The 21,294-nt window shown below is 64.6% G+C and carries 20 protein-coding genes, 5 tRNA genes and 2 rRNA genes (1 of these 27 cut by a window edge); 21 read left to right on the forward strand and 6 right to left on the reverse strand.

Annotated features, from left to right (window positions below; all coding sequences use genetic code 11):
* The 8 genes from COW1_RS15430 to COW1_RS15465 all read left to right on the forward strand — a co-directional run.
* Positions 1-521, forward strand: a 23S ribosomal RNA gene (locus COW1_RS15430); it begins 2,368 nt to the left of the window's first position.
* 117 nt (positions 522-638) lie between these two features.
* A 5S ribosomal RNA gene (gene rrf, locus COW1_RS15435) occupies positions 639-754 on the forward strand.
* A 699-nt stretch (positions 755-1,453) separates the two neighbouring features.
* Positions 1,454-2,164 carry a DUF1194 domain-containing protein gene (locus tag COW1_RS15440; RefSeq protein WP_201344696.1) on the forward strand — a complete coding sequence of 237 codons (711 nt, stop codon included), beginning with the start codon at positions 1,454-1,456 and terminating at the stop codon, positions 2,162-2,164.
* A gap of 165 nt (positions 2,165-2,329) precedes the next feature.
* Positions 2,330-2,923, forward strand: a complete 594-nt coding sequence (locus tag COW1_RS15445; RefSeq protein ID WP_201344697.1) for a CBS domain-containing protein — start codon at positions 2,330-2,332, stop codon at positions 2,921-2,923.
* 165 nt (positions 2,924-3,088) lie between these two features.
* Complete coding sequence (gene birA / locus COW1_RS15450; RefSeq protein WP_201344698.1) at positions 3,089-4,060, forward strand: bifunctional biotin--[acetyl-CoA-carboxylase] ligase/biotin operon repressor BirA; 972 nt, start codon at positions 3,089-3,091, stop codon at positions 4,058-4,060.
* Entirely contained in the window at positions 4,057-4,848 is a 792-nt protein-coding gene (locus COW1_RS15455; RefSeq protein WP_201344699.1) for a type III pantothenate kinase, read from the forward strand. The genes birA and COW1_RS15455 overlap by 4 nt, the downstream gene beginning before the upstream one ends.
* Positions 4,845-5,774 (forward strand): hypothetical protein, encoded by a 930-nt coding sequence (locus COW1_RS15460; protein WP_201344700.1) that lies wholly within the window; start codon positions 4,845-4,847, stop codon positions 5,772-5,774. The genes COW1_RS15455 and COW1_RS15460 overlap by 4 nt, the downstream gene beginning before the upstream one ends.
* 171 nt (positions 5,775-5,945) lie before the next feature.
* Positions 5,946-6,021 (forward strand) — tRNA-Thr (locus COW1_RS15465).
* A 30-nt stretch (positions 6,022-6,051) separates the two neighbouring features.
* Here COW1_RS15465 and COW1_RS15470 read toward each other — a convergent pair.
* Both COW1_RS15470 and COW1_RS15475 read right to left on the reverse strand, forming a co-directional pair.
* A complete protein-coding gene (locus COW1_RS15470; protein ID WP_096367128.1) occupies positions 6,052-7,647 on the reverse strand; it encodes an SPOR domain-containing protein in 1,596 nt (531 codons plus the stop codon).
* Between the two features lie 318 nt (positions 7,648-7,965).
* Complete coding sequence (locus COW1_RS15475) at positions 7,966-8,763, reverse strand: outer membrane lipoprotein-sorting protein (RefSeq protein ID WP_096367127.1); 798 nt, start codon at positions 8,761-8,763, stop codon at positions 7,966-7,968.
* Positions 8,764-8,927: 164 nt separating this feature from the next.
* Here COW1_RS15475 and lexA point away from each other — a divergent pair, with 164 nt between their 5' ends.
* Both lexA and COW1_RS15485 read left to right on the forward strand, forming a co-directional pair.
* A complete protein-coding gene (gene lexA, locus COW1_RS15480) occupies positions 8,928-9,518 on the forward strand; it encodes a transcriptional repressor LexA (protein WP_096367126.1) in 591 nt (196 codons plus the stop codon).
* Between the two features lie 10 nt (positions 9,519-9,528).
* Positions 9,529-10,122, forward strand: a complete 594-nt coding sequence (locus COW1_RS15485; RefSeq protein WP_157745686.1) for a cell division inhibitor SulA — start codon at positions 9,529-9,531, stop codon at positions 10,120-10,122.
* 248 nt (positions 10,123-10,370) lie between these two features.
* Here COW1_RS15485 and COW1_RS15490 read toward each other — a convergent pair whose 3' ends face one another.
* Positions 10,371-10,991, reverse strand: coding sequence for a hypothetical protein (locus COW1_RS15490; RefSeq protein ID WP_201344701.1), 621 nt, complete (start codon positions 10,989-10,991; stop codon positions 10,371-10,373).
* A gap of 343 nt (positions 10,992-11,334) precedes the next feature.
* Between COW1_RS15490 and COW1_RS15495 the strand changes: the two genes are divergently transcribed.
* Both COW1_RS15495 and COW1_RS15500 read left to right on the forward strand, forming a co-directional pair.
* Positions 11,335-12,528 carry an ammonium transporter gene (locus COW1_RS15495; protein WP_096367123.1) on the forward strand — a complete coding sequence of 398 codons (1,194 nt, stop codon included), beginning with the start codon at positions 11,335-11,337 and terminating at the stop codon, positions 12,526-12,528.
* Between the two features lie 292 nt (positions 12,529-12,820).
* On the forward strand, positions 12,821-13,726 hold the full coding sequence (locus COW1_RS15500) for a DMT family transporter (RefSeq protein WP_096367122.1): 906 nt from the start codon (positions 12,821-12,823) through the stop codon (positions 13,724-13,726).
* Here COW1_RS15500 and COW1_RS15505 read toward each other — a convergent pair.
* Positions 13,723-14,286, reverse strand: coding sequence for a hypothetical protein (locus COW1_RS15505; RefSeq protein WP_096367121.1), 564 nt, complete (start codon positions 14,284-14,286; stop codon positions 13,723-13,725). The genes COW1_RS15500 and COW1_RS15505 overlap by 4 nt on opposite strands.
* Before the next feature lie 87 nt (positions 14,287-14,373).
* Between COW1_RS15505 and COW1_RS15510 the strand changes: the two genes are divergently transcribed.
* Positions 14,374-15,369, forward strand: a complete 996-nt coding sequence (locus tag COW1_RS15510) for a zinc-dependent alcohol dehydrogenase family protein (protein WP_201344702.1) — start codon at positions 14,374-14,376, stop codon at positions 15,367-15,369.
* 248 nt (positions 15,370-15,617) lie between these two features.
* Here the strand turns inward: COW1_RS15510 and COW1_RS15515 are convergent, their stop codons facing one another.
* Entirely contained in the window at positions 15,618-16,304 is a 687-nt protein-coding gene (locus tag COW1_RS15515) for a zinc metallopeptidase (RefSeq protein WP_096367119.1), read from the reverse strand.
* 32 nt (positions 16,305-16,336) lie between these two features.
* Here COW1_RS15515 and COW1_RS15520 point away from each other — a divergent pair, with 32 nt between their 5' ends.
* Together COW1_RS15520 and COW1_RS15525 are read left to right on the forward strand one after the other, a co-directional pair.
* Complete coding sequence (locus tag COW1_RS15520) at positions 16,337-16,906, forward strand: NUDIX hydrolase (RefSeq protein ID WP_096367118.1); 570 nt, start codon at positions 16,337-16,339, stop codon at positions 16,904-16,906.
* 68 nt (positions 16,907-16,974) lie between these two features.
* The gene (locus tag COW1_RS15525) at positions 16,975-17,445 is read left to right on the forward strand and encodes an aminoacyl-tRNA deacylase (RefSeq protein WP_096367117.1); all 471 of its coding nucleotides are present in this window, start codon (positions 16,975-16,977) and stop codon (positions 17,443-17,445) included.
* A 23-nt stretch (positions 17,446-17,468) separates the two neighbouring features.
* Here COW1_RS15525 and COW1_RS15530 read toward each other — a convergent pair whose 3' ends face one another.
* A complete protein-coding gene (locus COW1_RS15530) occupies positions 17,469-18,803 on the reverse strand; it encodes a UDP-glucose/GDP-mannose dehydrogenase family protein (protein ID WP_096367116.1) in 1,335 nt (444 codons plus the stop codon).
* 238 nt (positions 18,804-19,041) lie between these two features.
* On the opposite strand from COW1_RS15530, the gene COW1_RS15535 reads away from it, so the two are divergent.
* The 6 genes from COW1_RS15535 (at position 19,042) to secE (ending at position 21,284) form a co-directional block, all read left to right on the forward strand.
* Positions 19,042-19,126: transfer RNA gene (locus COW1_RS15535), tRNA-Tyr, on the forward strand.
* A 92-nt stretch (positions 19,127-19,218) separates the two neighbouring features.
* A tRNA-Gly gene (locus tag COW1_RS15540) sits at positions 19,219-19,292 on the forward strand.
* A gap of 79 nt (positions 19,293-19,371) precedes the next feature.
* Positions 19,372-19,447, forward strand: a tRNA-Thr gene (locus COW1_RS15545).
* A 65-nt stretch (positions 19,448-19,512) separates the two neighbouring features.
* On the forward strand, positions 19,513-20,703 hold the full coding sequence (gene tuf, locus COW1_RS15550; RefSeq protein ID WP_096367115.1) for an elongation factor Tu: 1,191 nt from the start codon (positions 19,513-19,515) through the stop codon (positions 20,701-20,703).
* Positions 20,704-20,761: 58 nt separating this feature from the next.
* Positions 20,762-20,837 (forward strand) — tRNA-Trp (locus tag COW1_RS15555).
* Between the two features lie 78 nt (positions 20,838-20,915).
* Complete coding sequence (secE, locus tag COW1_RS15560; RefSeq protein ID WP_096367114.1) at positions 20,916-21,284, forward strand: preprotein translocase subunit SecE; 369 nt, start codon at positions 20,916-20,918, stop codon at positions 21,282-21,284.
* The last annotated feature ends 10 nt before the right edge of the window (positions 21,285-21,294 follow it).

The raw sequence follows: 21,294 nt of genomic DNA on the forward strand, positions 1-21,294 counted from the left end.
TCTTAGTGATCCGGTGGTTCTGTATGGAAGGGCCATCGCTCATCGGATAAAAGGTACTCCGGGGATAACAGGCTGATTCCTCCCAAGAGTCCATATCGACGGAGGAGTTTGGCACCTCGATGTCGGCTCATCACATCCTGGGGCTGTAGCCGGTCCCAAGGGTATGGCTGTTCGCCATTTAAAGTGGTACGCGAGCTGGGTTTAGAACGTCGTGAGACAGTTCGGTCCCTATCTGCCGTGGGCGTTTGAGATTTGTGGGAAGCTGCTCCTAGTACGAGAGGACCGGAGTGGACGCACCTCTGGTGTTCCGGTTGTCACGCCAGTGGCACTGCCGGGTAGCTATGTGCGGAAGGGATAACCGCTGAAAGCATCTAAGCGGGAAGCCCCTCCCGAGATGAGATCTCACTGGGACCTTGAGTCCCCTGAAGGGCCGTTCGAGACGAGGACGTTGATAGGCTGGGTGTGGAAGTGCAGCAATGTATGAAGCTAACCAGTACTAATTGCCCGTGAGGCTTGACCATATAACACTCAAGCGGTTTGAGTGTGTGGGTTGGTCTCAACTCGAACGCAACTTACCCAAAGCATTTCAGTTTTCCGAATTGCGGTTGTGAGCATAAGCTTGCAGCTGAACCAGTTTGCCTGGCGGCCATAGCGAAGGGGAACCACCCGATCCCATCCCGAACTCGGAAGTGAAACCCTTCAGCGCCGATGATAGTGTGGGGTCTCCCCATGTGAAAGTAGGTCACCGCCAGGCTTTAATCCCAAACCCCGTGTCTGGAACCCAGGCACGGGGTTTTTCTATTCAGACACATGGGGAGACCGCTAAGCGGTTCATCAGCTCCGCCACTGCGTGGCTCCGCGTTCACCGGGCTGCGTCCGTCCAAACGTTCCCGGTTCACCCCCATGTGAAAGTATGCATGCAGAACCGCTTCGCGTTTCATTGCATGTACCTCACCCATCTCCGATGGGTCGAGGCAACCGCCAGGCTTTAATCCCAAACCCCGTGTCTGGAACCCAGGCACGGGGTTTTTCTATTCCGGCTTGCCGGGTTCCCGGCCGGCCATTACGCGCGTACTGTCCGTTTCCTGCCCCTCCTGCTCCATATGCTGATTGAGTAATTCAATCAGGGGGTTGCAATGAATTGCATGCTGTGTCAGTGAAATTGACAGTCACTTCGCCACCCTGTCGGAAAGGTAACTTATTGATATTGATGTGTTCAGCGCCCCTTCCCCGGGTAGTGGCTGTGAATGCGGCAACCGGGGATATGGATCTGCAGTAAAAGGCGTTAGGAATTTTTACAGCCTGATCTGATCAAGGCTGTATATGGTTCGCAACCATTTGTAATTATACGTTAAATATATTTGGCATGGCTTGTGCTTTTAAGGTAAGCAAAGGCACCTCAGTGCGCTTTGGCTTGAACTTCAATCTCAAAAAACAACCTGGAGTAACAACCATGAAATTCAATCTGCGCAAGACCATTATGGGCGTCGCCGCATCGCTGCCGCTGCTGTTCGGCGCCACGCAGGCCTCTGCCGTCGAGGTCGAACTGGGCCTGACCATCGACGCGTCCGGTTCCATTGGCTCTACCAACTTTACGACTCAGCGCAACGCCTATGTGGCTGCCCTGAACAATGTCATCCCGAGCTTCTTTGGTGACATTGCAATCGGTGTGTGGCGCTTCGACAGCAGCGTCGATCTGATCCAGGACACCATGGTCATCAACGATGCCGCTGATCTGGCAATTCTTACCACTGCGATTCAGAATATGGCCTACACCGGTGGTTTGACCAACATCTCGGGCTCGATCGATGCGGCAGCCAACAATCTGCTCGGCAATGCCATCGATTCGACCCGCCAGGTGATCGATGTCTCCACTGACGGTGGACAAACATCGTCGTTAGGGAATGCAAACACGGCTGCGGCCAACGCAGTGGCCGCAGGCATTGACGCCATCAACTGCCTGGGTATCGGCACCAATGCCAACTGCAACTTCATCGCCGGCACCAACGCCTTCTCCACGATTGCGAGCACCTTCGCCGATGTACAGAATGCCCTGGAGCGCAAGCTGCGCCGCGAGATCACCGGTGTGCCGGAGCCGATGACCCTGGCCCTGATGGGTATCGCCCTGGCCGGTATCGGTGCCACCCGGCGCCGCAAGGCCTGATCACTCAGGTATCTGCTTCGCGCAGAAGCGGCGGCCTTCGGGTCGCCGCTTTTTTTATGGCCGGCCATCATTAAATTCGATCAAACGGCGTCGTCGGCGGATTGTTAACCGGGCACGCATGGGCTATAGACACAGGTAAGGGCAATATTCCTGCAGGAGGGCCCCATGCAGACACCTTATCCACCCCTTGAACCCCGGCGGCTGAGCGGTCCCGTCACCTTCTTCACCCCCAGTCAGGCCCTGCCGGACGAGGTTGGCCTGGAGAGCCCGGCCATCTTCTGCATGACCGATCTGCGGGTGGTGCCGGCACTGACCATCGAGCCCCAGGTCTCGATCGAGTGGGCGCTGGGCAGAATGATCGATGCCGGGGTCAGGCTGCTGCTGGTGATCAATGCCGACAACCAGATTCTGGGGTTGATCACGTCCCACGATATCCAGGGCGAGAAACCGCTGCGCCTGGAGCACGAACTCAGCCTCAAATATGCGGAGATCCGGGTGCGTGATGTGATGACCCCGGTGGAGTTGCTGGACGTCATACCGATCCAGGATGTCCTGCAGGCCAATGTGGGGCATGTGGTGAGCACACTGCGGCAGAGCGGGCGCCACCATGCCCTGGTGACGGATGCCCTGCCCACCGGCCAGGAGGCCATCCGTGGGATCTTTTCCACCACCACCATCAGCCGCCAGCTTGGCTGGGAGATCCAGCCGACCCATCAGGCTGGCAGCTTCGCCGAACTCGAGGCGGCCCTGAATCACTAGCGGGCCGGCCCATTCGGCGCCGTCCGATGTGTTAAAATGGCGGGAACGAACCGGCTGCAGCCTGGATGATGACTGACGCTTTCCGCTTTTACCTCTCCTTCGCCCCTTGTTCCGCCCCGGCTGCAGGCCGGTGCTTCCCTTCCGCATCCCCTGTGAGAGCGCCCGGTGCTTGAGCTGGCGACCCTGCTGGCCGACGGCCGTTTCCATTCGGGCCAGCGGCTGGCCGAAACCCTGGGCGTGAGCCGCACCGCGATCTGGAAGCAGACCCGCCGACTGGCCGAACTCGGCCTGCAGGTCCAGTCGGTGCGCGGGCGCGGTTACCGCCTCAGCCAGCCGCTGGAACTGCTCTCACGCGAGGCCATCGCCGAGGCGCTGGAGCCACAGGTCGCCGAGCGGCTCGGCCCGCTGCACATCCTGGCCCAGACCGATTCCACCAACGACTTTCTTGCCGCCCGCCTGGCGGACCCCGCCGCCCGGGGCGCGGTCTGCCTGGCCGAGTATCAGCACCGCGGCCGGGGCCGGCGTGGGCGGGACTGGCAGTCGCCCTTTGGGCGCAACCTCTATTTGTCGCTACTATGGCGTTTCCCCTGCGGTCCGGCCGCCATGCAGGGACTGAGTCTGGCGATCGGCACTGCCCTGATCGCTGCCTTGGAGCAGATAGGTCTGCAGGGCGCCGGGCTCAAGTGGCCCAACGACATCCTGGTCGACGGCAGCAAGCTCGCCGGCATCCTGATCGACATGTCCGGCGAGGCGGGCGGACCCACCGCTGCGGTGATCGGCGTGGGCATCAACGTGGCCATGCCGGCGGATGCCGGCCGCGGGATCGGGCAGGCCTGGACCGACCTGCGTACCCGGCTGGGTGAAACCGTTTCCCGCAACCGGCTCGCCGCCGGGGTGCTCAATCACCTGGTCACGGCCGTGCGGGAGTACGAACACACTGGCCTGGCCGGCTTCCAGCCGGCCTGGCAGCGCCACGACCTGGCGCACAACCGGGCCGTGACCGTGCACCTGCCTCAGGGGGAAGTGGCCGGCCAGGCCCGGGGCATCGACGAATCCGGGGCCCTGATCGTGGAGATCGAGGGCCGTGAACGCCGGTTCAGTTCCGGCGAAATCAGTTTACGGTTGAATGCAGAATGATATTACTGATCGACGCGGGCAACTCGCGACTCAAGTGGGCCTGCCTGCAGGGCAAACAACTCCAGCCCGGCGGCGCCGTCCCCCGTACAAGCGCCTCCACCCGGGACTTCGCCGCGGCTTGGGATGAACTCGAGACCCCCGAGGCCGTGTTCGTCACCAGTGTTGCTGGCGACAAGTTCGACACGACCCTGACCAACTGGATCAAGCGCAAGTGGAAGTGCGAAGCCACTTTCCTCACCACGCGCGCCAAGGGCTTCGGGGTGACCAACGCCTATGTCCAGCCCGAGCGCCTGGGCGCCGACCGCTGGCTGGCCCTGATCGGCGCCCATGATGCCTGGAACGGCCCGGTGTGCATCGTCGACTGCGGCACCGCCGTCACCCTGGACGCCATGCGCGGCGACGGCACCCACGAGGGCGGCCTGATCGTCCCCGGCCTGGCCCTGATGCAGGACAGCCTGAAGGAGAAGGCCAGCGGCATCGGCGACATCAGCCTCAACCCCGAGGCCCGCACCGGCCTGCTCGCCACCGACACCGGCAACGCCGTCATCGCCGGCAGTCTCTACAGCCTGGTCGCCCTGATCGAGCGGGTGGTGGGCGATCTCAGCCTGGAGTGGAAGGAGCCGGTGCAGTGCCTGGTCACCGGCGGCGACGCCGAACAGCTGCTGCCCCTGCTCACCGTGAAGGCCGAGCACTGCCCCGATCTGGTGTTCACCGGCATGGCCGTGGTGGCGCGCCAGAGCGGCGCGGCCCAGCCGCCCGCGAAAACCAGGGAAAAGAAGCGGGCGTGAAATGGAGCCTCTACATCCTGATCCTCGCGAACCTGCTGCTGTTCGCCTGGTGGTACCCGCCCACCGACAGCGTCGAGCAGACCCCGCCCGCGCCGCCGCTGCCGCCCGGCACCGAGCGCCTGGTGCTGCTGGAGGAGCAGGACGCCCGGCGCCTGGCGGCAGCCGCGGAAGCCGCGCCCGCTGCTGAAGCGTCGGAGGAAGCGGCCGCAGACGAAGCCGCGTCCGTGCCGATTGAATCGCCGGCCCCCGAACCGCTGCCCGACCTGGTTCAGGCCCCGCCCGAACCCGGGCCGGCTCCCGGGGTGGAACCCGAACCTGAAGCGGAACCGCAATTCGAACCGGACGTCGCGCCCGCAGAATCGCCAGCACCCGAACTGCAACCCGAGGTTCCCACCCAACTCGCGTCGGAACCGGAAATCGATGCGGCACCCGAACCCGAACCCGAACCCGAACCCGAACCCGAACCCGAACCGGTCATCGCCTGCCTCCGCGTCGGCCCCTTCGCCGACGAGGCCGCCGCCAATGCCGTGCGCGAACGCCTGACAGCCATCGGCCTGGAGCCGCAGCAGCGCAGCGAAGCCGTCCAGCAGCCCGCCGGCTACTGGGTCTACCTCTCGGCCCGCCCCATCGACGAGGCCCGCGCCGTCGTCGAGGACCTGTCTCGCCAGGGCATCGAGGACTACTTCATCGGCCGCCAGAACTTCATCTCGCTGGGCGTGTTCTCCGACCGCGCCACCGCCGAGCGCCGCCGCGCGGAGATCGAGCAGTACGGTTACCAGCCCCAGGTCGAACAGCGCTTCCGCACCACCAGCCGGTACTGGCTCGACCTCGAGGCCCCCGAACCCGACCTGCCAAGCGAGGCCCAGTGGAACGACTGGCTCGGCCAGTACCCCGACGCCAGCCCCCAACCCAGACCCTGCCAATAAACACAAAATCCCCTCTCCCTTGATGGGAGCACCCAAACAGCGGGCATAAAAGGGCAGGGTGAGGGTGAAACGGCGGAAGCAGCAGTCAAAAGGAAAAGCCAGAGGCAAACGCACCACCGTTTGCCCACCCCGCCCCCATCCCCTAGAATAGCCCCGTCCAATCAACATCCTGCCGGCATAGCACAACTGGTAGTGCAACTGATTTGTAATCAGTAGGTTGGGAGTTCGAGTCTCTCTGCCGGCACCATATTCGCCCAATTGGTTTGCTTCTTACCTTTCAGTAGTAATAAGCAAACTCCATCTGCAGATAATCATCATCCCGGATACTCCCCAGCGTATCGCTCGCCTCAAGATTCGAGGTCGCCCGCGCCTCCAGGCTGAGCTTCCACTGGCTGCCGAAGCGGCGGCTGGCTTCCAGGTTGTAGAAGCGCTGGTCGCCGTTCTCGTCGAACACCACCCCGAACAGCAGTTCCGTTGAGTGCACGTCGTTGGGCGTCCAGCGCAGGCCCAGCATCAGGTCGTCCTGGAACAGGGTGGGGGCGGTATCATCGCGGGAGTCGTACAGGTATTCGGCCAGCAGACCGAGGTCGGCGCGGCTGTCGAGGATGCCGTAGAGGGTGTACTCGAAACCGCCGGCGGCGGCCTCGAAGCGTTCGTCCTGGCCGCCGCGGGTGAGCCATTCCAGTTTCCACAGCCAGCCGCCCAGGGTGGCCTGCAGGTCCAGGCTGGTCTGGTTGATGATGGGGTAGTAGGGGGTCAGCACCGGATTGCCGGCGCCGTCGGTGCCGGCCTGCAGGACGGGGTCGCGGCCGGTGCCCCAGAAGTGCGCCACGCCGATATCGAAGGGGCCGAAGTAGCGCGACCAGCGCACGGCGGCGTCGGTGTGCAGGTGGCGGGCGCCGGATTCGTATTCCACCTGTTCGGTGTCCACGTAGGGCTGGGTGCGCAGGCGGCCGTCAGGGCCGGGGAAGGTGCGCGGGCGGAAGCCCGGCAGCACGAACAGGTCCAGGGTACCCCAGTCGCGGATCAGGGCCAGGTTGATCATGGGCTGGCCGAGCCGGTCCTCGGTGTCGGTGTTCTCCACCAGATCGGTCTGGTTGATGATGTCGACCAGGTGCACTGTCTCGGTCACGCCCCAGAACACCCGGCGCACGCCGACGCGCAGTTCCCAGTCCTCGGCGGCGCGGATCCAGGCCAGTTCACGGATATCGAAATGGGTGCGCTCGTCGTCCTGCTGATCCAGGCGCAGGAAGGGGCGGAAGGTAAAGCTCTGGTCGCCGTTGTCCCATTCGCGGTAGTACTCGGGTTCGAAGGCGAGCGAGAAATTGGGGCCGTCGTGCTGGTCGGGATAGCGACCGTCGCGGGGGAAGACGCGGGTCTCCAGCGCGACGTAGCCACTCCAGTCCTGGTAGACGTCGGACTCGGTCGTCGCCTCCGGTGCGGGCGCGGCGGGCCGGGACGGGGCCGGGGCGATGACGGTCGGCGCGTCGGGTGCAGCGGGTTGATCGGGGGCGGGCGTGGACGGGGCCGGGGCGGCGGTTTCCGGTTCGGTTGGTTCGGGCAGCGGGCGGATGAAGCCGCTCTGGAAGCTGCCGCGCAGGCGGTTGAGCAGGGCAGCGGCCTCGGCCTGGTTGGGCAGGCGGCCGACCACCACGGCGTTGTAGTCGTGGTTGCCGGAAATCAGAGGCAACACCTGCACCGGGGCATAGCCTTGGTTCAGCAGGCGCAGGCGCAGCCGCTGGGCGTTGTCAGCATCGGTGAAGGCGCCGACCTGCACCCCGTAGTCGGCGGCGGCCGCGGGCAGGGCGATGCCGGCCAGGCAGGCGGCCAGGATCAGGCCGGGCAGGGTGCGGGTGCGGGGTCGGTTATGCATGTCCCTTGCTCTTATTGATTGAGTGTTCACAGACCCGAATGGCACTTAGTTAGCGTCATTGCGAGCACCCAGAGGGCATAAACGAAGCGTGGCAATCTCGTACTGCAGAATCAATTGGTTGGAGATTATTCGCTACGCTCACCCCTGCGGGGCCGCCCTACGGGCGTTCTGCGCTCGCAAGCTCGCTTGTGCCACGTCACTTTGCCCATAGAACCCCTGCGGGGTTCATTATGGGTACCTTACCCTGCGGGTCAAGGCATCCTCGCAATGACGAGCATTATTTGGTTTAACTAAGTGCCCTTCTTCACAGATCCTGTTTCAGCGGGCGCGCTTCAGGCTGTTCCGGTCAAAGTCTCTATCGGTCAGTCCGGTGCCGAATTGATAGTCGCTCCAGATCAGGCGGGTGGTCTTGCCGGTCTGGTGGTTCTCCATGTACATCTCGGCCGGGCGCCAGTACTGGTCCGCATACTGCTGGTAGCCGTGCAGGGTCAGGGTTTTCAGCCTGGCGTCCTTGCGGTCGTGGTAGACCGTCTGCAGCGGCTGATGGATCTGCTGATCGATCCAGACCACTTGGCGAGTATAGCCGGAGTGTTCATATTCCGGATAGCGCTCGATCACGAAGGTCGGCCGGCCGTTGTAGTCCTCTTCGCGCAGGAATCGGTAGCTGTACTTCTCCACTTCCTGCGAGGTGAGATCCTCGTAGGCGAATTCGCTGCCCATGAAGGGGCCGGACTTGTTGTTGGATGCAATGCGCTTCACCCGCTTGAGCGCAGGCAGATACAGCCACTGGTCGTCGGGCTTCAATGCATGGGTATGGCTGAGCAGGGCGGTGCCCTGCACGTCGCGCGGCTGATCGAAGATGATCAGACTCTTGTCGCCGTCGTCCTCGACTTCCAGAAACCGGGTGCGCAGCTCGCGGATGCTCTCCTCGCCCTGGCGGTTGCGCAGCACCATGCGCATGGCGGCGGTGTAGTCGCCCCAGCCGCTGTCGCGGCGATCCATCTCCTGCGCGATCGCCAGGCCGCGTGCTTCCGGACTCGGCTGATCCGCGGCCAGAGCCGGCGCCGGCAGTACCAGGATGGCCAGCAGGAGACGAGTAAACCAGCGTGAAATCATAAGCTTGACTCCGTTGATCTTGGGGGCGACCGGCCCCGGAACCGCTGTCTACTATACCGTCGGCACCGGGCCGGTGAAACGGGACCCGGTCACAGCGGGACTTGCACTGGCCGGATACCTGTATATAATCCCAGATAACTGTACAAATACTCAGTAGGTGTCCGATGAGCACACTCACCCCGCGCCAGAGCGAAATCCTCGACTACATCCGCGACTGCGTCGCCGAGTACGGCGCCCCGCCCACCCGGGCCGAGATCGCCGAGGCCTTCGGCTTCCGCTCCGCCAATGCCGCCGAGGAGCACCTCAAGGCGCTGGCACGCAAGGGCGTGATCGAGTTGATGTCCGGCTACTCGCGCGGCATCCGCCTGGTCGAGGACGGCCTGCCGCTGGTCGGCGAGGTGGCCGCCGGTTCGCCGCTTCTGGCCGCGGAGCATGTCGAGGAGCATGTGCGCCTTGACCCCGACTTCTTCCATCCGCGCGCCGACTACCTGCTGCGCGTGGTCGGGGACAGCATGCGCGATGCCGGCATCCTGGACGGCGACTTGCTGGCGGTGCACCGCACCGACCAGGTGCGCAACCAGCAGATCGTGGTGGCGCGGCTGGAGGGCGAGGTGACGGTCAAGCGCTTCCACAAGCGCGGCAACCGGGTCACCCTGCAGCCGGAGAACCCTGAGTTCAAACCCATTGAAGTCAACCTGCGTGAACAGGAACTCGCCATCGAGGGCCTGGGCGTGGGTGTCATCCGCCGGGATTGAGGAGCGCACCATGGAATCCACACTGCATCAATTGAACCCTGCACCCGCAGGCGATGCCGGGCGCGTCGTCACCACCGGCATCCCGGCCCTGGATGCCTGTCTGCCCGCGGGTGGCTGGCCGCGGGTCGGGCTGATCGAACTGCGGGTGGAGGATGCCGGTGCGGCCATGCTGCCGCTGCTGCTGCCGCACATGGCGCAGCTCAGCCAGGCTTCGCGCTGGCAGGCCTGGCTGTCGCCGCCCTTCGCGCCCTACCTGCCGGCGCTGGAACGCGCCGGGGTGGCGGCCGACCACCTGCTGCTGATCCGTCCGCGCAGTCACCAGAACGGCCTGGAGGTACTGGAGCGTGCCCTGGCGCTGGGCAATTTCGTCTCGGTGTTCGCCTGGCCGCTGGCCCAGGAGACCGACCTGATGCAGCGCCTGCGCGCCGCCGCCCAGCGCGGCCAGTGCCAGGCCTTCCTGTTCAGCACCCTGGCGGACGAGAAGGTGGCCGCCGATGTGGACCTGTGCCTGCGCGTGCGCAGCCATCCCGAAGGGCTGAGCATCGAACGTCTGTCGCCCCACGCCGGCCGCGCTCAGCCGGCCTCGGTGCTGCTGCGCCAGTAAGCCAATCCGTGTTCCCCTTACCCTCAGGGACGAGGGCCATTATTTTGTAAATCCGTCATCCCGGCGAAGGCCGGGATCCAGTACTGTAGGTCGGGTTAGCCCGTCAGGGCGTAACCCGACACGACACGATCCGCCGGCCTGTCGGGTTACGCTTCGCTAACCCGACCTACAGTACTTCGCGGGAATGACGGAAAAGGTGTTAATCAGAGATCCCTGTAGTCGTAATCATTTTCAAAATGCCGCGGGTCTTATCCCAGCTGCCGCCCCAGCGACTGGCCGTAGATCAGGATCGCCGGCAGCTGCACCGCGCCGGTAAGATGCCAGTGCAGTATCCTGCCCGGGGTGAGAGCCTCCCCCTGCATCGGCGCCAGCCGCCGCACCAGCCGCTGCCCGACCCAGGCCCAGATCAGGATCAATCCCAGCGCCAGCCAGCCCGGCGCCAGACTCACTTCCAGCTGCAGCCGCTGGCCCAGCCAGTGAAACAGCAGCGCCGTGGCCGCCAGGGCCTGGACCAGCAGTACCACGCCCGGCAGCTGCCCAAGTCCCGGCAGCAGCGGCAACAGCAGGCTGAGCAGGAACAGCAGGTTGATCAGATCGGTGATGCGGCCGTCCGCACTGAGCAGTTCCAGCATTCCCGGTGCCGTGGTCAGCCCGTAGGGCACGGGGTAGGCAAGGAGCAGGAATGCCAGCAGCGCCAGTACCTCGGCCAGCGGGATGAAGATATGGTCGGCGATCCAGGCGCTGGCCGGGTGCTGGTGGTAATGCGGCTCCAGCCGCAGTTCGGCCAGCGCGAACAGGCTGCTGACCAGGACGAAGGCCAGCAGGGCCAGCAGCAGGCGGGGCTGGAACAGCAGATCGACAAATGACATCGGGCGCGGGTCTCCACCCTGCGGTTGTTATTGGTTTGTGCAGGGCGGATTCTACCGCTGCAGCATCCGGGCGTCCTGCACCGTGGCGTGGCGCGCGGCTGCTTCGGCGGTGCGCATGGGTCCGGTTGCCCGAAACCTGCGTGTCTCGAGCGGGCCGCGCGCCCTGCCAGTTCGCCCCATTCGGGAGCGGTTCGGGGCGGCGCTGCACCATGGATGTGCAATTACAGCGGTCCTCTTCTGCTGCGATTTTTCATCATACTGTTTTATATCCCTTTAATTCCCGGGCACGATTACTGCTTCCCTGTGGCGCAATTCGAACAACGACAGTGCACGAGGGGACACAATGGAAGCATTCCAGTCGGGAACCGACGTACTCTTCATCCTGCTCGGCGCCATCATGGTGCTGGCCATGCATGCGGGCTTCGCCTTTCTCGAGGTGGGCACGGTGCGGGCAAAGAACCAGGTCAACGCCCTGGTCAAGATCATCAGCGACTTCGCGGTGTCGACCATTGCCTACTTCTTCATCGGCTACGGGATCGCCTACGGGCTGGGTTTTCTCGATCCGGCCGAGGCGCTGATCTTCAACAACGGCTATGAACTGGTGAAATTCTTCTTCCTGCTCACCTTCGCCGCGGCCATTCCCGCCATCATTTCCGGCGGCATCGCCGAGCGCGCCCGCTTCTATCCCCAGCTCGCGGCCACCTTTGCGCTGGTCGCCCTGATCTATCCCTTGTTCGAGGGCCTGGTCTGGAACGGCAACTTCGGTTTTCAGGGCTGGCTGGAACAGACCTTCGGCGTCGGCTTCCATGACTTCGCCGGCTCGGTGGTGGTGCATGCCATGGGCGGCTGGCTGGCGCTGACGGCGGTGCTGCTGCTGGGGCCGCGCCACGGCCGCTACGGCAAGAATGGCGAGATGTATGCCCATCCCCCGTCCAGCATCCCCTTCCTGGCGCTGGGGGCCTGGATCCTCACCGTGGGCTGGTTCGGCTTCAATGTGATGTCGGCCCAGACCGTGGAGGCGATCAGCGGCCTGGTGGCGGTGAACTCGCTCATGGCCATGGTCGGGGGTGTACTGGCGGCCCTGTTCGTGGGTCGCAACGACCCGGGCTTCGTGCACAACGGACCGCTGGCCGGGCTGGTGGCCATCTGCGCCGGCTCCGATCTGATGCATCCGCTCGGGGCGCTGGCCACCGGTGCGGTGGCGGGCGCCCTGTTCGTCTGGACCTTCACCCTGACCCAGAACCGCTGGAGGATCGACGACGTGCTTGGTGTCTGGCCGTTGCACGGCCTGTGCGGCGCCTGGGGTGGCATCGCCGCCGGCATTTTCGGCAGCACCGCGCTGGGCGGTCTGGGCGGGGTCAGCCTGCCCGTGCAGCTGATCGGCACCCTGGCCGGTATCGGCATCGCCCTGATCGGCGGCTTCCTGGTCTATGGCCTGATCCGTATGATTGTCGGCCTGCGCCTGACCCAGGAAGAGGAATACCTGGGCGCGGATCTGAGCATCCATCGCATCAGCGCCACTCCACCCTATGAATGAAGCAGGCGCTGATTGATTTCCTTTCGTCATCCCGGTACCGGCTTCGCCGGCATGACGGATTGATCAGAGCATCCTGAACATTGACCCCGACACCGGAATGCTGGCACACTCCCCAACATGAATTTGAATCGCTACTTCCTGCTGAACGTCCATCGCAACGCGGTCTGGCTGCGCTGCATGGCCCGTCATGGCTGGAGGAACCGGTACTAGTTATTACCGAATAAAGTCAGCAGTTCCGTTCCGAAGGCCACAGTTCACTCTGTGGCCTTTTTCGTTTTTCGGGAGAAGAAAAATGTCCGTGCCGGCGGCTTATCTCGGGGTGATATTGATCTGGTCGACCACGCCGCTCGCCATCCAGTGGAGCGGTGAGGGGGGCGGCTTCCTGTTCGGCGTGACCGCGCGCATGCTGCTGGGCGCGCTGCTGTGCCTGGCCCTGATGGGTGCGCTCAGCATCCCCCTGCCGCGCCACCGCCGCGCCTGGCTGGCCTACCTGGCCGCCGGCCTGAGCATCTATACCGCCATGCTGTCGGTGTACTGGTCGGCCCAGTTCATCCCTTCGGGACTGATCTCGGTGGTGTTCGGGCTGGCGCCCATCGCCACCGGCCTGATGGCGGCACTGTGGTTGGAGGAGAGCGCCTTCACTCCCGGGCGACTGCTGGGCATGCTGCTGGGGCTGGGCGGCCTCGGCGTCATCTTCGAGGTCGGCGGCAATCTGGGCGATCAGGCGGTCTACGGCATCGCCGGCGTGACCCTGGCGGTGATACTGCACTCGGCCAGTGCCGTCTGGATCAAGCGTATCGATGCCGGCCTGCATCCGCTGTCACAGACCGGCGGCGGGCTGCTGGTGGCCGCGCCCCTGTATGCCCTGACCTGGGGGCTGGTCGACGGTGGCCTGCCGGCGGGCGTGAGCGAGCGCGCCCTGCTGTCGATCCTGTATCTGGCGCTGATGGGCTCGGTGCTCGGCTTCATGCTCTACTACTATGCGCTCAAGCATCTGGCCGCGACCCGGCTGGCGCTGATCCCGTTGATCACGCCGGTGCTGGCCCTGTTGCTGGGAGCGGTGTTCAACGGCGAGACGCTCACGCCGCGCATGCTGCTGGGCGTGGCCGTGGTGCTGGCCGGTCTGGTGGCCTACCAGTGGGGCGACCGGCTGTGGCCGGCCCGCCGGCAGGCCCTGGCCGAGGAGGAAGCCGGCTAGTCGTCGCGCACCGGTTCGCGACTGAAGCCGACCGCGGCGGCGATGCCGGCCAGCAGCAGGCCGAGCAGCACCAGCAGCGGGCCGATGCCGGTGTCCAGCACCTGTATGGCCCAGCCCTGGCGGAAAATCACGCCCAGATAGAGCATGCCGGAGTGCAGCAGTGCGCCCAGGATGAAGCTCCAGCTGATGGCTTGCTTCCACCACAGCGGCACGGTGAGAAAGCCCAGGGTCAGGCCGGCCAGGATGTTGAGCACGGACTCGAGATTGCCGTGGGTGTGCGGACCGCCCTTGATCTCGTCGAGCTGGGCCTCGCTCTGCAGCATGCGGTTCAGATCCAGCAGCGCCCGGGTGTTGCTGCGGGCGATGGCGTCGGCGTCCATGGGTTCCAGGTCCTGCTCGAAATCGTTGCTGGCCATCAGCTGCAGTTCCGACATGCTCTGCTGCTTGGTCGCGCCGGCCTCACCGACCTCGGGAATGACCTTGGTGACCATGTAGGGACCGAGGGCGGCGGTCAGGACCAGGTAGAGAAAACCGAAGACGATATTCTTTCTGCCGATCATGAGTCCTCCTCGTGCTTGCTGCGGTTTTAGACGTTAAGCTTAGTGCATCAGGTTCTGATTGCTATTCATGATGCAGGGGAGGTAGTGATGCGCGCTTATGTCATCAACCGCTTCGGCGGCCCGGAGGTGTTCGAGCCCGCCGAACTGCCGCGCCCCGAGCCCGGTCCGGGCCAGGTGCTGATCCGGGTGGCGGCGAGCAGTGTGAATCCGGTCGACTGCAAGATCCGCCGTGGCGACGTGCCGGTGGGGCCGGAGTTTCCGGCCGTACTGCACGCCGATGTCGCCGGGGTGGTGGAGGCGGTCGGCGCGGGCGTGACCGCCTTCCGCCCCGGCGCCGAAGTCTACGGCTGCGCCGGCGGCCTGAAGGGCCGGCCGGGGGCGCTGGCCGAATACATGCTGGCCGATGCCGAACTGCTGGCGCCGAAACCGAAGAGTCTGTCGCTGGAGGAGGCCGCGGTGCTGCCGCTGGTGGCGATCACCGCCTGGGAGGCGATGATCGAGAAGGGCCGGGTGCAGGCGGATGATTTCGTGCTGGTTCACGGCGGTACCGGCGGTGTCGGCCACATGGCCGTGCAGCTGGCACGCTGGGGCGGCGCGCGGGTGGCGGCCACCGCCAGCGAGGCGGCCAAGCGCGAGCAGGCGCAGCAACTGGGCGCGGACTGCGTGATCGACTATCGCCAGGAGACAGTGAGCCAGTATGTCGAGCGCTGCACCGGCGGGCGCGGCTTCGACCTGGTGTTCGACACCGTGGGCCAGCCGGCGCTGGACCAGTCCATCGAGGCCGCCGCACTCAAGGGCCGGGTGGTGACCATCGCCGGGCGCTCCACCCTGGACATCAAGCCGGCCTTCCAGAAGAGCCTGAGCCTGCACACGGTGTTCATGCTGATCAACATGCTGCACGACTACGACAAGGCCGCGCACGGCAATATCCTGCGTGAGATCGCCGGCCTGGTCGACAGCGGCCGGGTGCGGCCGCTGATTCACGAGCAGCGCTTCGGCTTCTCCGAGGTTGCGCAGGCCCATGCCCTGCTGGAATCCGGCCGGGCCATGGGCAAGATCAGCCTGGTGGCGGACTGGGGCTGAGTCTCTGCTGCATAACGCTTCCCGTCATCCCGGCGCAGGCCGGGATCCAGTAGCCGCGGCGGTCGCTGGATTACTCGGTTCGCTCGCCCTTCGCACCCATGGGGCATAAAGGCTGCCCTTGCGGGCGTTCAACGCGCAGGCGCTTTTGTCCGGCCTGCGCCGGAATGACGGAAAATATGCGGATGCGGAGAGTGTCGGCCGGTTGGGCTGAGTCCGGAGAGGCCTGAGCTGCGTAAACCGCAAAAGGTTCAGGCGCGCCTGAGCACCCGCAGCCAGCGCCACAGGTTGAGCAGGCTGGCGAAGGAGGCCGCGACATAGGTCATGGCCGCCGCGCGCAGGATGCTGTGCGCCGCCCGCTGGTCGGGCGCGGGCACATAGCGCCCGGCCTTGAGCAGCGGCAGGGCGCGGTTGAAACTGGCATCGAACTCCACCGGCAGCGTGATCAGGTGCACCAGGGCCGCGGCGCCGAAGCTGAGCAGGGCGCCGACGAGCAGCAGCAGGCCGCTGGAGGGTGCCCGGGTCAGCACCGCGATGACCGGGATGGCGAAGAACAGCACATTGCCCAGCTGCTGGGCGGTGTTGGCCAGCGGCACCAACCGGTGGCGCAGGTTCAGCCAGCGATAGTTGCCGGCGTGCTGGATGGCGTGGCCGACCTCGTGCGCGGCCACCACCACCGCCGTGAGCGAGCGGCCGTGGAAGTTGTCCGGACTCAGCCGCACGGTGCGGCTGGTGGGATCGTAGTGATCGCCGCGTTCGGTTTCCTCCACGCCGACCTGGTCCAGCTGCAGCCGCTGCAGCAGATGTCGGGCAAACTCGCCGCCGGTGCCGGGGAAGTCCTCGCGCTCGGCGCTGTGACGGCGCATCACCCACTGTACCCACAGCTGCGGGCCGAACAGCAGGGCAAGCACGATGATGAGCAGAATGACGAGATGCATGATGTAGTGACCATCCGGCCGCGGAGGCCGCAATGAAGTTCTGCAGCGAATGCGCCGCCCCGGTCAGTTTGCAGATACCGGCGGGCGACGACCGGCCGCGCTATGTCTGCGACAGCTGCCGCACCATACATTACCAGAACCCGAACATCGTCGCCGGCTGCATCGCCGAATGGGAGGGCCGGGTGCTGCTGTGCCGGCGCGCCATCGAGCCGCGTTACGGCCTGTGGACTCTGCCGGCCGGGTTCATGGAGTTGGGTGAGACCACCCAGCAGGCGGCGGCGCGCGAGACCCTGGAGGAGACCAACGCCCGGGTCGCGCTGGATGCCCTCTACGCCGTGTTCAACCTCCCGCACATCGACCAGGTCTACATGCTGTTTCGCGGCCGTCTGCAGGCCCCGGATTTCAGCGCCGGGCAGGAAAGTCTCGAGGCGGCCCTGTTCGACCGCGACGACGTGCCCTGGGATGCGCTCGCCTTCCAGGTGGTGGCGGAGACGCTGAAGCTGTATTTCGAGGAACAGCCGGGCGGCCGGTACGGCCTGCACCTGGGGGACATCGAACGGCTGTCACACGAGCCGCCGCGCTACCGGATCCGTTATCTGTAGGCCGTGAACCGCTGCGGAGGGTCTATACTCAGGGACAGGTAATACAAGTGTGGCATGGAGGACATCCCATGAGCATGGCACAACATGTCAGTCGTTATCTGATCGAGCACGAGATCCCCTACGAACTGCTGACCCACCCGCACACCATGAGCAGCCTGGAAACGGCGGCGCAGGCCCACGTTCCCGGCGACTGCATGGCCAAGCCGGTGATTCTGCACGACGATCAGGGCTACCTGATGGCGCTCATCCCCGCCACCCACCGGCTGGATCTGCAGGCGCTGGATGCGCACCTGCACCGGCACGTGGAACTGGCCGATGAGCCCGAACTGGCGTCATTGTTCGAGGACTGCGAACTGGGTGCGATGCCGGCGCTGGGGCCGGCCTATGGACTGCGCACCCTGGTCGACCGGCAGCTGGCCGAGCAGCCGGACATCTATTTCGATGCCGGCGATCACGAGCGCCTGGTGCATGTGGACGGTGAGGCCCTGTTCGAGCAGATGGACGGCATCGAACTCGGGGAGTTCAGCCGCCATATGTGACGGCTGTTCGGCCTGAGCCGGGGTCAGCCCGGCTGGCGCGGTCCCCGGCCGATGGAGTAGTAGGTGTAGCCCATGGTGGCCATCTGGGCCGGGTCGTAGATATTGCGGCCGTCGACCAGCACCGGCTCGTTCAGGCTGTCGCGGATCTGGAAGAAATCCGGGCTGCGGAATTCCTTCCATTCGGTGATCACCACCAGGGCATCGGCCCCATCCACCGCCGCCATGGCCGAGTCGCACAACACCAGATCCCCGCGTTCGCCATAGAGGCGCCCGCATTCCTCCATCGCCACCGGGTCATAGGCCCGGACCCGCGCCCCGGCCGCCCACAGGGCCTCCATCAGCACCCGGCTGGAGGCCTCGCGCATGTCGTCGGTGTTGGGCTTGAAGGCCAGGCCCCACAGGGCGATGGTGCGGCCGCCGAGATCGCCGAAGTGCTGCTGGAGCTTGGTGAAGGGCACCTGCTTCTGGCGCTCGTTGACGTTTTCCACCGCGCCGAGCAGTTCGGCATGGTAGCCGCAGTCGCGCGCCGTTCGCTCCAATGCCTTGACATCCTTGGGAAAACAGGAGCCTCCGTAACCGGCGCCCGGGTAGATGAACTGGTAGCCGATGCGCGGATCGGAGCCGATGCCGACGCGCACCTGTTCGATGTCCGCGCCCAGCCGCTCGGCCAGGTTGGACAGTTCGTTCATGAAGCTGATCTTGGTGGCCAGGATGGCGTTGGCGGCGTACTTGGTCAGTTCAGCCGAGCGGATGTCCATGGCCAACAGGCGGTCGTGGTTGCGGTTGAAAGGGGCATAGAGCGCGCGCAGCAGTTCCGCGGTGCGCGGGTTGTCGGTGCCGACCACGATGCGGTCCGGGCGCATGAAATCGTTGATGGCCGCGCCTTCCTTGAGGAATTCCGGGTTGGAGACCACGTCGAACTCGACCTGGACCCCGCGTCCGGCCAGGGCCTGGCCGATACGTTCCCGCACCCGGTCGGCGGTACCGACCGGCACGGTCGATTTGTTGACCACGATGCGGTATTCCTGCAGCTGCTCGCCGATCGCGCCGGCCACCGCGAGCACATGCTGCAGATCGGCCGATCCGTCCTCGTCGGGGGGCGTGCCCACGGCGATGAACTGGAACAGGCCATGGGCGACGCCCTCGGCCGGATCCAGGGTGAAGCGCAGCCGGCCGGCCCGGCTGTTTTCCTCCACCATCCGCTCCAGGCCGGGCTCGTAGATGGGAATCTCCCCCCGCTGCAGCCGCTCGATCTTGTCCGGATCGATATCGACGCACAGAACCTCGTTGCCCACCTCTGCCAGGCAGGCGCCGGTGACCAGGCCCACATAGCCGGAACCGTAGATCGTGACCTTCATGCTGTCCCCAGATTGGTATCTATTTAATTTTTATTGAAAACCGAGGTCGGACTGCCGAGCCCGGCCCGAGATCGGCCGCGGCCGCCGGCGCAGCCGGCGAGGTCCCGGCAGACCCCTCGCGGCATGCTAGCAAAGGCGCCCGGGCCGGTCACGGATTTTTCCGGATAAATTATTCGCTTGATCGGCATCGGGAGTTGACACCGGCGGGTGACTTAACCAAAATACGCTGCTTCGTTTTGGAGGGGTTCCCGAGCGGCCAAAGGGGGCAGACTGTAAATCTGCTGGCTCAGCCTTCGGAGGTTCGAATCCTCCCCCCTCCACCAGGTGATTGTTAAACGTCACGCGCAGCGTGACGGCCCGGAGGGCGGAGGGCCAGGGAACTCCCCGGGATGCGGGGCCCGGGTCCCGGAATTGCGCGGGTGTAGTTCAATGGTAGAACCTCAGCCTTCCAAGCTGATGATGTGGGTTCGATTCCCATCACCCGCTCCAAGGGTAGTGTCAGGATGTGCCTGCAGGAACGGGTTGTGATCACCCCGCTCCGCGGTCTGCATCCGGCAGCTGAATTCAAGCCCATATAGCTCAGTCGGTAGAGCACTTCCTTGGTAAGGAAGAGGTCACCAGTTCAAATCTGGTTATGGGCTCCATATTAAATTAGTAACCTGAAAGACGCTGGCCGTCTTGTCGAGCAAAAACGAGTGGGAGATCTTCCATGTCCAAGGAAAAATTTGAGCGAACGAAGCCGCACGTGAACGTGGGAACGATAGGTCACGTGGACCATGGTAAGACGACGCTGACGGCGGCGCTGACGAAGGTGGGTGCCGAGAAGATGGGCGGCGAGTTCCGGGCCTACGATCAGATCGACAATGCCCCGGAAGAGCGTGCGCGCGGGATCACGATTGCCACCGCTCACGTGGAGTACGAGACGGACGCGCGCCACTACGCGCACGTGGACTGCCCCGGTCACGCCGACTATGTGAAGAACATGATCACCGGTGCCGCGCAGATGGACGGCGCGATCCTGGTGGTGAGTGCGGCCGACGGCCCGATGCCGCAGACCCGCGAGCACATCCTGCTGGCGCGTCAGGTGGGTGTGCCCTCGATCGTGGTGTACATGAACAAGGCCGACCAGGTGGATGATCCGGAGCTGCTGGAGCTGGTGGAGATGGAGATCCGCGATCTGCTGTCTTCCTATGATTTCCCCGGCGACGACACCCCGATCATTACCGGTTCGGCGCTCAAGGCGCTGGAAGGCGACACCTCGGAGATCGGCGTGCCGTCGATCGAGAAGCTGCTGGAGGCGCTGGACAGCTACATTCCGGTGCCGGAGCGTCCGGTGGACCAGCCGTTCCTGATGCCGATCGAGGACGTGTTCTCGATTTCGGGTCGCGGCACGGTGGTGACCGGTCGTATCGAGCGCGGCATCGTCAAGGTGGGCGACGAGGTGGAGATCGTGGGCATGCGCGACACCACCAAGACCACGGTGACGGGTGTGGAGATGTTCCGCAAGCTGCTGGACTCGGGCGAGGCGGGCGACAACGTGGGCGTGCTGCTGCGCGGGACCAAGCGTGACGATGTGGAGCGCGGTCAGGTGCTGTGCGTGCCGGGTTCGATCACGCCGCACACCAAGTTCGAGTGCGAGGTGTACGTGCTCTCCAAGGATGAGGGCGGTCGTCACACCCCGTTCTTCAACGGTTATCGTCCGCAGTTCTATTTCCGCACGACGGACGTGACGGGTGCGTGCGATCTGCCGGAAGGCGTGGAGATGGTGATGCCGGGCGACAACGTGAAGATGACGGTGTCGCTGATTGCGCCGATCGCGATGGAAGAGGGTCTGCGCTTCGCCATTCGCGAAGGCGGCCGTACCGTGGGCGCCGGCGTGGTCTCCAAGATCATCGAGTGAGGTGTAAGGAGTGAGACGTGAGGAGGGGATGTTCTCCTCACGCCTCGCTGAAATTTATAGGGCAGTAGCTCAATTGGCAGAGCGGCGGTCTCCAAAACCGCAGGTTGGGGGTTCGATTCCCTCCTGCCCTGCCACTTAACTGGGGCAGGTGCCGGCCGTTAGGGCCGGACAACAATGCCGGGCTCCCAAACAGGTACACCTGGCCGCTGGCTATGAATGCTAAGGTAGAAACCGAAGGCTCGAAACTGGATACCGCGAAAATGGTGCTGGCCGTTGCGCTTCTCCTCGGAGGCGTGGCCGGCTTTTATCATTTTGCCGACTACAACCTGCTGTTCCGCGTGCTGGGGCTGCTGGCTGTCGTGGGCGTGGTGCTGTTCATCTTTGCGCAGACTGCCAAGGGTGCCCAGGCGATCGGTTTCATCGGCAGTGCCCGTATGGAAGTGCGCAAGGTGGTCTGGCCGAGTCGGCAGGAGACCATTCAGACGGCGTTGATCGTGTTCGCGATGGTCATCATTGTGGGTTTGATTCTGTGGCTGCTGGACAAGCTCCTGTTCTGGCTGGTCGGCTGGATAACCGGATAAGGGGCGGTTG

It is taken from the genome of Thiohalobacter sp. COW1, assembly GCF_016629505.1.
GTDB classification, from domain to species: Bacteria; Pseudomonadota; Gammaproteobacteria; order Thiohalobacterales; family Thiohalobacteraceae; genus Thiohalobacter; species Thiohalobacter thiocyanaticus_A.